Annotated in this window: 9 protein-coding genes; 3 read left to right on the top strand and 6 right to left on the bottom strand. The window is 74.2% G+C overall.

Annotated elements, in window-relative coordinates:
- The first annotated feature begins 250 nt into the window (after nucleotides 1–250).
- On the top strand, nucleotides 251–1,558 hold the full coding sequence (locus CCN44_RS30335) for a COG1470 family protein (RefSeq protein WP_059250170.1): 1,308 nt from the start codon (nucleotides 251–253) through the stop codon (nucleotides 1,556–1,558).
- Between the two features lie 176 nt (nucleotides 1,559–1,734).
- On the opposite strand, the gene CCN44_RS30330 is transcribed toward CCN44_RS30335, so the two are convergent.
- From CCN44_RS30330 to CCN44_RS44590, 3 genes are read right to left on the bottom strand one after another with little or no spacing between them, the layout of a single operon-like run.
- Nucleotides 1,735–2,163, bottom strand: a complete 429-nt coding sequence (locus CCN44_RS30330; RefSeq protein WP_059250169.1) for a PRC-barrel domain-containing protein — start codon at nucleotides 2,161–2,163, stop codon at nucleotides 1,735–1,737.
- Nucleotides 2,160–2,744 (bottom strand): PRC-barrel domain-containing protein, encoded by a 585-nt coding sequence (locus CCN44_RS30325; RefSeq protein ID WP_059250168.1) that lies wholly within the window; start codon nucleotides 2,742–2,744, stop codon nucleotides 2,160–2,162. The genes CCN44_RS30330 and CCN44_RS30325 overlap by 4 nt, the downstream gene beginning before the upstream one ends.
- The gene (locus tag CCN44_RS44590) at nucleotides 2,741–2,893 is read right to left on the bottom strand and encodes a hypothetical protein (RefSeq protein WP_158103171.1); all 153 of its coding nucleotides are present in this window, start codon (nucleotides 2,891–2,893) and stop codon (nucleotides 2,741–2,743) included. The genes CCN44_RS30325 and CCN44_RS44590 overlap by 4 nt, the downstream gene beginning before the upstream one ends.
- Before the next feature lie 194 nt (nucleotides 2,894–3,087).
- Between CCN44_RS44590 and CCN44_RS30320 the strand changes: the two genes are divergently transcribed.
- Both CCN44_RS30320 and CCN44_RS30315 read left to right on the top strand, forming a co-directional pair.
- A complete protein-coding gene (locus tag CCN44_RS30320; protein WP_059250167.1) occupies nucleotides 3,088–3,933 on the top strand; it encodes an RNA polymerase sigma factor SigF in 846 nt (281 codons plus the stop codon).
- A gap of 208 nt (nucleotides 3,934–4,141) precedes the next feature.
- Entirely contained in the window at nucleotides 4,142–4,621 is a 480-nt protein-coding gene (locus CCN44_RS30315) for a MarR family winged helix-turn-helix transcriptional regulator (RefSeq protein WP_086701174.1), read from the top strand.
- Between the two features lie 29 nt (nucleotides 4,622–4,650).
- On the opposite strand, the gene CCN44_RS30310 is transcribed toward CCN44_RS30315, so the two are convergent.
- The 3 genes from CCN44_RS30310 to CCN44_RS30300 form a co-directional block, all read right to left on the bottom strand.
- Complete coding sequence (locus tag CCN44_RS30310) at nucleotides 4,651–5,838, bottom strand: PP2C family protein-serine/threonine phosphatase (protein ID WP_086701171.1); 1,188 nt, start codon at nucleotides 5,836–5,838, stop codon at nucleotides 4,651–4,653.
- Nucleotides 5,816–7,723, bottom strand: coding sequence for a PP2C family protein-serine/threonine phosphatase (locus tag CCN44_RS30305; protein ID WP_086701168.1), 1,908 nt, complete (start codon nucleotides 7,721–7,723; stop codon nucleotides 5,816–5,818). Before CCN44_RS30305 ends, CCN44_RS30310 begins: the two co-directional genes overlap by 23 nt.
- Before the next feature lie 193 nt (nucleotides 7,724–7,916).
- On the bottom strand, nucleotides 7,917–8,360 hold the full coding sequence (locus CCN44_RS30300) for an ATP-binding protein (protein WP_059250164.1): 444 nt from the start codon (nucleotides 8,358–8,360) through the stop codon (nucleotides 7,917–7,919).
- Between the last annotated feature and the right edge of the window lie 18 nt (nucleotides 8,361–8,378).

The following is an 8,378-nucleotide window of genomic DNA, read 5'->3' as shown; positions in this document are numbered from 1 at the left end:
GGGAGGTGGTGGCGGTGGTGTCGGGAGCGGTGTTCTGTGCGCTAGGCATAAGGCGTGTCTGTTCCGTGAGTCGGGTGGTGGAGCGGGTACGGGGACGGAGCGGGGGTGGAAGGCGGGGTGTGACCACCGGGGCAGCGCGGCTGCCCGGACGTTGCCCTCGCGCTTCTCGTGACGCTTCCGGGCGCGGTCCTACCGTGCTGGCGTGACGCCTTCCGCAGCCTCTTCCAGTCCCGGTGCGCCCGGCCTCGACATGCCGGAAGTGACCGTGGCGCCGGGGGACACCGCCACGACCGGTCTGACCGTCCGCAACGACAGCGACATCGTCGAGGCGTACAGCCTGGAGGTCGTCGGGGACTGCGCCTCCTGGGCCACCGTGGAACCCGCGCGGGTCTCCCTCTACCCCGGCACCTCCGAGACGGTGACGGTCCGGCTGGAGCCACCGCGCTCGCCGGAGGTCCGGGCCGGTGCGGTGCCCCTCGGCGTACGGGTCCTGCCGGCCGAGCACCCCGAGTCGGTGCGGGTCCTCGAAACCACCGTGCACATCGGCGAGTTCCGCGAGCTGCGGACCGAGCTGGCCCCGCGCCGGCGCCGCGGCTGGCTGCGCGGACGCTATCGGCTGGCGGTGCGCAACCAGGGCAACGCGCCGGTGGAGGTCGGCTTCACCGCCGGCCAGCCGGGCGAGGAGCTGGGGTTCGCCTTCAGCCCGGACAAGCGGAAGCTGGAGCCCGGCGAGTCGGCGGAGGTCGGCCTGCGGGTCCGCACGGGCAAGCCGGTGTGGTTCGGCACCCCGGTGGTGTGGCCGTTCACCGTGGACACCACCGACACCGGGGAACGGGACGAGCCGCGGCCGGAGGAGTCCGCCGTCCGGGCGCCGCTGGACGCCGAGTTCGTCCAGATCCCGATCTTTCCCCGGTGGCTGCTCGTGGTGCTCGCGGCGCTGCTCGCGCTGCTGCTCGCCTGGTTCACCCTGGTGCGTCCCGCGGTGCGCAGCGCCGCCAAGGAAGCGGCCAACGAGGCGGTCCAGCCGCGTCCCGCGCCCGCCGGGGAGCAGGAGGGGGCCGGGCAGACTCCGGGGACCGGCGCCCGGAACGGCACCGGCACGGGTGCGGGCACCCAGCCCGGCGGCGGAGGCACGGGCGCCGCGCCCGGAACGGGCGGCGAGGGCACCGCACCCGGGGACGGCACCGCGCTCGGCGGCGGCCTGCAGAGTGCGCACACCATCGACGTGCAGACGTCCGGCGGCGAGACCAAGACCGGTACCTACCGGGTGCCCAAGGGCAGCGTCTTCGGGGTGACGGACATCGTCGTCGCCAACTTCCAGGGCGACGAAGGGCTGCTGACGATCACGTTCGGCGACCGCAAGATCACCACGATCGCGCTGGAGACCTTCCGCAACCAGGACTACCACTGGGTGACCCCCATCAAGGTCCCTGAGAACGACACCGTGACCGTCGAAGTGACCTGCGAGAAGCCCGGCACACCGGCGAACGGCCGTCGGTCGCAGGGGTGCCACGAGGTCATGAACGTGAGTGGTGTGCTCAGCGGCATCACTCAGTGACTCCAGCCCCACGGTTTGAGCATTGTCGACCGATGTTGGGTGCATTTGCCAAGAGTTAGCGCTTGCTGCGTCTGGAAAACGCCAGCACGAGACCGAAAAACTCCATACGGAACCCCCGGGTCAGCGACCCGGGGGTTCTCCGCGCTCCGCGCGGCGGCTACTGCTCCGCGCGGCGGCTACGGCTGCGCGCGGACCACCAGGGCGTAGGAGCCGAGGCCCAGCAGCCGCGCGCCGGGGATGTCGCCGAGGGCCGTGTAGAGGGTGAGGACGCGTCCGGACGCGGCGTCGAAGGCGATGTCCTGCACGGTGCCGTGCTCGGTTCCGAGATCGGTCAGCACGCGGCTGCCGAGCGGGCTGTGATGCGCGGGCAGCGGGGTCTGCTCCGGGTCGGCGGCGTGCCGGGAGCGGACGATCAGCGCGTCGGGACCCACCGCCGCCACGGCGGTCCAGGGCAGCGCGTCCGTGCGGTCCGGGCCCCCGGACAGCCGCACCCCCGCGACGACGGCGCCGGCTGCGTCGAGGGTCAGGTCGCGGACCGTGCCCAGGGAGGTGGCGTCGTCGCCGGTGATCACCGGCAGACCGATGGTGCGGGAGAAGAGCATCATGAGGGTCGTCCTCCGCCGGGCCGACGGGTGTGGGTGAGGAACGCCTCGGCCTGCGCGGCGAAACTCGGCAGGTCGTCGGCGACGAAGTGCTGCGCGTGAGCGGGTACGACGAGCGCCTCGCCGGAGACGGCCAGGGCCTCGCCGCGGGGGACGAACACCTTGCGGTGCCGCCGGTCGAGGTGGTCCTCGGCGAGGATCTCGAACCCGACCACCCGCCCGCTCGCGCCCGTCTCGACCACGACGTCCGCGACCGTGCCGATGCCGGTGCCGTGTTCGGTGAGCACCGGCGCGCCCAGGACCTTGCCGTGCTCGGCCTCGCCGCGGCCCACGACGGCGTCCCGGTCCTCGAAGACCGTCTCGCCGGCGATCATCACGGCGCTGGGCCCGATCGCGTGCACCCCGGAGAAGGGCAGGCTCCGTTTCATCGGCCCGGCCAGCAGGCCGCGCCCGCTCAGGGTGAAACCGGTGATCCGTCCGGCCGGCCCGTCGAAGACGACGTCCTTGACCTGCGCCACCGCCTCACCGCCGAGCGTGACCACCACCCGCCCGGACAGCCCGGAGGCAAGCTCCAGCGTGTTCACCGGGCGCCTCCGGCACGGCCGCCGGTACGGCCGCGCCGTACCGTGATCACCGTTCCGGACCGGCGCCGTGACTGGACGACGACCGCCGCCCCGGCCAGCAGCACCGCCAGCGCGACGAGGCCGACCAGCCAGACCCACCACATCACCATCACCCTCGACCTCCTGACACAAGGCACCGATCGTGATCAGGGTTGTGCTCAGCGTGCTTTCGGTGCTTCTCCGCCTGCCCCCGGCCGGGCCCGGCAAGCCTGGGAGACGGCAGGCATGTTGTGCGCCCGGCGGGGTATCCGCGCTCTCACGGCCCGCTCACCGGAGCGGGCGGGGACGGCAGGGAGGGCCTGGGATGACGACGGCGCTGGGCAGCGCGATGACCCACTCCGGTACGGAACTGCCGCAGATCGCGGACCCGCAGAAGATCGCCCCCCAGGACGCGCGGGAGCTGACCAGGTCGTTCCTGGACCGGCTGGCCGTACTGGAGGAAGGCACCCACGAGTACCAGTACGTCCGCAACACGCTCATCGAGATGAACATGTCGCTGGTGCGCTTCGCCGCCCGCCGGTTCCGCAACAGCGGCCAGGACATGGAGGACGTCGTCCAGGTCGGCACGATCGGCCTGATCAAGGCGATCGACCGGTTCGAGGTCTCCCGCGAGGTCCAGTTCACCAGCTTCGCGGTGCCGTACATCGTCGGCGAGATCAAGCGGTTCTTCCGCGACACCTCGTGGTCCGTCCACGTGCCGCGCCGACTGCAGGAGGCGCGCGCCGAACTCACCAAGGCCGACGAGGAACTGCGCAGCCGGCTGGGCCGCGCGCCCCGGGTCTCCGAGCTGGCCGCCCTGATGAACCTGACGGAGGAGCAGGTCGTCGAGGCCCAGATCGCGGCGAACGGCTACCACTCCGCCTCCCTCGACGCCGCCGTCACCGGCGACACCGACGAAGGCGAGGCCGCGCTCAGCGAGTTCATAGGCGAGGAGGACACCGCGCTGGAGCTCGTCGAGGACTTCCACGCCCTCGGCCCGCTCGTCGCCGAGCTGGACGAACGGGACCGGCGGATACTCCACCTGAAGTTCGTCGAGGAGAGGACGCAGGCGCAGATCGGCGAGGAACTGGGCGTGTCCCAGATGCACATCTCGCGTCTGCTCTCCCGCATCCTGGCCCGGCTGCGTTCGGGCCTGCTCGCCACCGACTAGCGGGCCGCCTCGCACACGACGCTTTCCTCCGCCTCACCCCGCCGACCCCGCTCCCGCGGGGCCTGGAAGGCCGCCGGACGTTCGCAGCAGCGGACGCCGGTTCCTACGATGGCTCCGCCCGCGGTGCTTGCTCGGCGGCTCTTCGGGTACCGCGTTTGAATGAGAGTGGTATCCGTATGGGCAGGCGTTTACTGAAAGCGATGTGTTCGTGACTCGTCTCAGTGGCTCCGGGGACGACCAGGCGAGCGGGCCGGGCGACGATCCCCTGTCCCTGGCGCTGGAGATCGCCGATGCCGCGGACGGTCTCGCGAACCTGTGGTCCGTCGCCGCCCAGGGGGCGAGTCTGCGTCTGTCGCCGCACCAGTTGCGGGCCCTGCGGATCATGGAGTCGGAGCCGGGGCTGAACCTGACGGCGCTGGCGGAGGGCATGGAGATAGGGCTGCCGACGGCCAGCCGGCTGTGCGACCGGCTGGAGGCGGCCGGTCTGCTGGAGCGGGAGCTGCACCCGCAGAAGCGGCGCGAGGTGCGGCTGAACCTCACGGGCCATGGCCGGCAGGTGCTGGGCGAGGTGGCGTCCCGCAGGTCGCGGGCGCTCGCCGCCGTGCTCGCGGCCATGGAGTCCGCCGACCGGGACGCGCTGCGCCGCGGCATGCGGGCCTTCCTGGCCGCTCAGGACCGTGCGTCCTGACCGTCCTGACCGGGCTGATCAGCGGTGGGTCAGCCGCGGCGGCCGTTCCAGTCCAGGCAGACCACCGCGGCGTCGGACGTCAGGTCCTTGCTGCCGTAGTGCTCGATCAGGCCGGCGACGACCGCGCGTGCCGTCTCGTGCGGCGACGCGGGGCGCGTGGCACTGAGAATCTGGCGCAGGGCCCGCTCGCCGAAGAGATCGCCCGCCGCGGAGCGGGTGCCGTGCACCCCGGTGCTGACCGCGATGAGCCGGTCGCCGGGCTCCACCTGGAACGTCTGCTCGTCGTAGGGGCTCTCCTCGAACATGCCGAGCGGCAGCTGTGCCTCCAGTTCGATCCGTTCCGTCCGGCCCGCGCGCTGCCGGAACAGCTGCGGCGAGCCGGCGTCGACCGCGCGCACCCCGCCGGTGGCCAGGTCGAAGTCCAGCAGCAGCGTGGAGGCGTACACCTTGCCGCCGTACTGGGCGAAGACGGCCTGGTCGGCGAGGGAGGCCTGGTCGGCGAGGCCGACCCCGGCGCGGCGCGCGTTGCGCAGCGCTCCGACGGCGAGGCTGGTGAGGAGGGAGGCGTCGATGCCCTGCCCCATGCCGTCGGTGACGGTGAGGACGAGGCGGTCGGCGCCGGTGGACCAGTCGAAGTTGTCACCGCCGATGGCGTAGGCGGGTTCGAGGTGGGCGCCGATGACGTACTCCTCGCGGGCGCAGCCGCGGCCGGGCAGGAGCTGCCACTGCATCTCGGCGGCGAGGGTGAGGCGGCGGGTACGGCGCGCCAGGTGATAGAGATCGGTGTCGCGGTCGGCGGTGGACACCTCGTGGCCGAGGGCCGTGGCGAAGTCGCCGAGCCGGAGCACGGTGTCCGGGTCGGCGGCCCCCGCGGGCAGCCGTACGGACAGGACGCCGAGGCGGTCGCCGCGCACGGTGATGGGCAGGTGCACCAGGTGGCCGGCCGGCTCGCGGAGGACTTCGACCACCGGGCTCTGGCTGAGGAAGGCGGTGCCCGCCGGGCCGTCGTGGGCGGGCACCGGGGGGCCGGTGTGCGGAAGGTGGGAGACCGGTTGCAGGACGGTCAGTCCGTAGTCCGCGAGCAGGAGCGTCATCTCCTCGGCGCCGACCCGCTCGGCGAGCAGCCGGCGGGCGGTGGCGACCAGCGCGTGGGGCGGGGCCGCGCGCAGCACGGCTTCCGCGGACGGAAGCGGTTCAGAGGCTTTCACGGCGTCCACCCTCTCGCCTGATGACCTCCACGCTACCGCGAGCGGCACCGCCCGCAGCAGGCTCCGCCCGGCCGGCGGACCGGGCCGCCTCCCCGCGCGGCTCCGGCCCGGCCTCCGCGTGGCACAGCAGCAGGCAGACGTCGTCATCGCGTTCGGAGTCGTACAGGAGGGTTTTGAGCAGGGCGTCGGCGGCGGCGTCCGGGTCCTGCTCCAGCTCCAGGGTGCTCAGTGCGGCCAGCGCCCGGCCGAGCCGCTCGATGCCGGGGTCGATGCCCCGCGCCCGGCGTTCGACCAGACCGTCGGTGTACAGCACCAGGGACGAGCCGGGCGGCAGGCCGGCCACGTGGTCGGGGTACGCGCACGGCACGGGGACGCCCAGCATGACCCCCGGTTTCGCGTCCAGCACCCGTACGGTGCCGGCGTCGTCGCGGACGACGGCGGGCGGGTGACCGGCCGACGCCCAGACCACCTCGCGCCCGCCCGGCCGGATGCGGGCGATCAGCGCGGTGGCGTACAGCCCGGGTTGCAGGTGCCGGAGCATGCGGTGCAGCTGCGTGAGGACCCGGCCGGGGGTGGCGTCGTCCGCTACGGCGTAGGCACGCAGTGCCGTGCGCAGCCGGCCCATGACGACGGCGGCGTGCAGCCCGTGCCCGGTGACGTCCCCTATGACGGCCAGCAGGCTGCCGTCGGGCTGGCGGAAGGCGTCGTACCAGTCGCCGCCGATGTTCAGTCCCCGGGTGGCGGGGAGGTAGCGGGCGGCCAGCAGCAGGCCCGGGACGGTGGGCAGGTCGGTGAGCTGGGCGCGTTGCAGGGTCTCGGCGGTGTCGCGGTACTGCTCGTAACGGCGGGCGTTGTCCAGGGCGATGCCGACGCGGCGGGCCAGTTCCACCAGCATCACGGTGGTGTCCGCGTCGAAGCGGGGGCCCGGGGCGGTGAGCGTGAGGACGCCGAGCAGGCGGCGGGCCGCGAGCGGCAGGGCCAGCAGCGGGCGCCGCGGGGAGCGCGCGGCGGGCGGGAGGTCGTCGACGCCGGGCAGGTTGCCCGGGTGGGGCGCCGCGTGCTGGGGGCGGCCGGTACGGGCGGCGGTCACCGCGGCGGCCGGGTGCTCGGGCCCGGGCCCGGGCGGTCCCGGTGCCGCACGGGGGCGCTCGCCCCCGCCCTCCTCGTCCTCCGCCTTCTCCTCGTGCTCCTCGTCGAAGAGCCAGACGTCCACGTGCTCCGCGTACTCCGGTACCAGCAGGGCGGACAGGCAGCGCAGGATGGCGGTGTGGCTGAGGGAGGCCGTGACGGCGGCGCTGGCGTCGCCCAGGAAGGTCAGCAGGCGCCGCGCCCGCTCCGCCTCGGCGCGCGCCGCCCGCTCGGCGTCGAGAAGGGCGCGCTGGGCCCGCGCCGCGGCCTCCAGGTCGGCGTGGAGCGCCAGCACTCCCTGGTTGGTCTGGTGCAGCTCCTCCCGGTGCAGCCGCAGGAGGTGCTCCCGCTCGTCCAGGAGGCGCAGGACGGCCGCGGTGTCCTCGTCGGCCCGCAGGAGGGCCTCGGACAGCGGCAGGCCGGCGCCAAGGCCGCCCTCGGCGGGCCGGTGCGGGAGGGGGCAGGTGAGCGAGGGCTCGTCGTCGGCCTCGTCGCCGGCCGGGCCCGGCGGACGCGGGCCGGCCGGCCGGAGCGAGACGTCGACCCGGCCGTCCTGCTCCGCGGTGGCCGGCCGGACCTGGATGCGCAGTTCCCATGCGCCGCCCCGGCCGAGACAGCGGCGCAGGCGGGCCGTCAGCGCCGTGCGGAAGCGGACCCGGTCCACCGCCGGCACCCCGCCGTCCGTGGCGACGCGGTCGACGGCGGCCCGGGCCCGTGCCGCGTCGGCGACCGACGCGATGGTCCGGACGGCGGGGGCTGCGGTCATGGTGGTCCGCCGGGTGGGTCGGGGGCCGGTACGGCCGCACGGGCGCGACCGTCCGACGGCGCCGCCGGTACGCCGCCGGTGCCCGGCCCGTGGTGCGGCGAGGCGCTCCGCACGCGGGGCACGGGGTCCGCGGGGGTGCCGGACGGTTCCCGGACCCGGGTGCCGTCGCGGACGGGGACGGCCGGCCCCCTGCTCACGGCGCGCCCGCGCGGGGGGAGGGCAGGTGGGAGGCCCAGTCGGTGACGGTGACGGTGGTGCCGTGGCCGTGGCGGCTGTCGAGGACGAACTCCTGCACGAGCCGCTTGGCCCCGCTCAGGCCCATGCCCAGGCCGCCGCCGGTGGTGAAGCCGTCGGTCATGGCCCGTTCGACGTCGCGGATGCCGGGGCCGGTGTCGACGAAGGACAGCCGCAGTCCGTGCGCGGGCCCGGCCGCCAGCGTCCTGATGTCCACGTGCCCGCCCCCGCCGTGCACGAGGGTGTTCCGGGCCAGTTCGCTGGCCGCGGTCACCAGCTTCGTCTGCTGGACCAGGCTGAAGCCGAGGTCCGCGGCGGTCTGGCGCACCTGCTGGCGCACCCACGCGAGGTCCGCGTCCGAGGCGATGGGCAGGCGGACGGCCGGAGTGTGTGGGGCATGCATCACGCACCCTCTTCCGGG

Origin of the sequence: Streptomyces tricolor, from assembly GCF_002155905.1 — a bacterium.
Lineage (GTDB): Bacteria > Actinomycetota > Actinomycetes > Streptomycetales > Streptomycetaceae > Streptomyces > Streptomyces tricolor.
Note: the sequence above shows the minus strand (reverse complement) of the source record. Positions and strands in the feature narration are given on the sequence as shown.

Excerpts from the sequence above, each read along its gene's own strand:
- CCN44_RS30335 (WP_059250170.1), top strand. The coding sequence starts at position 251 with ATGCCGGAAGTGACCGTGGCGCCGGGGGACACCGCCACGACCGGTCTG.
- CCN44_RS30330 (WP_059250169.1), bottom strand. The coding sequence starts at position 2,163 with ATGATGCTCTTCTCCCGCACCATCGGTCTGCCGGTGATCACCGGCGAC.
- CCN44_RS44590 (WP_158103171.1), bottom strand. The coding sequence starts at position 2,893 with ATGGTGATGTGGTGGGTCTGGCTGGTCGGCCTCGTCGCGCTGGCGGTG.
- CCN44_RS30320 (WP_059250167.1), top strand. The coding sequence starts at position 3,088 with ATGACGACGGCGCTGGGCAGCGCGATGACCCACTCCGGTACGGAACTG.
- CCN44_RS30305 (WP_086701168.1), bottom strand. The coding sequence starts at position 7,723 with ATGACCGCAGCCCCCGCCGTCCGGACCATCGCGTCGGTCGCCGACGCG.
- CCN44_RS30300 (WP_059250164.1), bottom strand. The coding sequence starts at position 8,360 with ATGCATGCCCCACACACTCCGGCCGTCCGCCTGCCCATCGCCTCGGAC.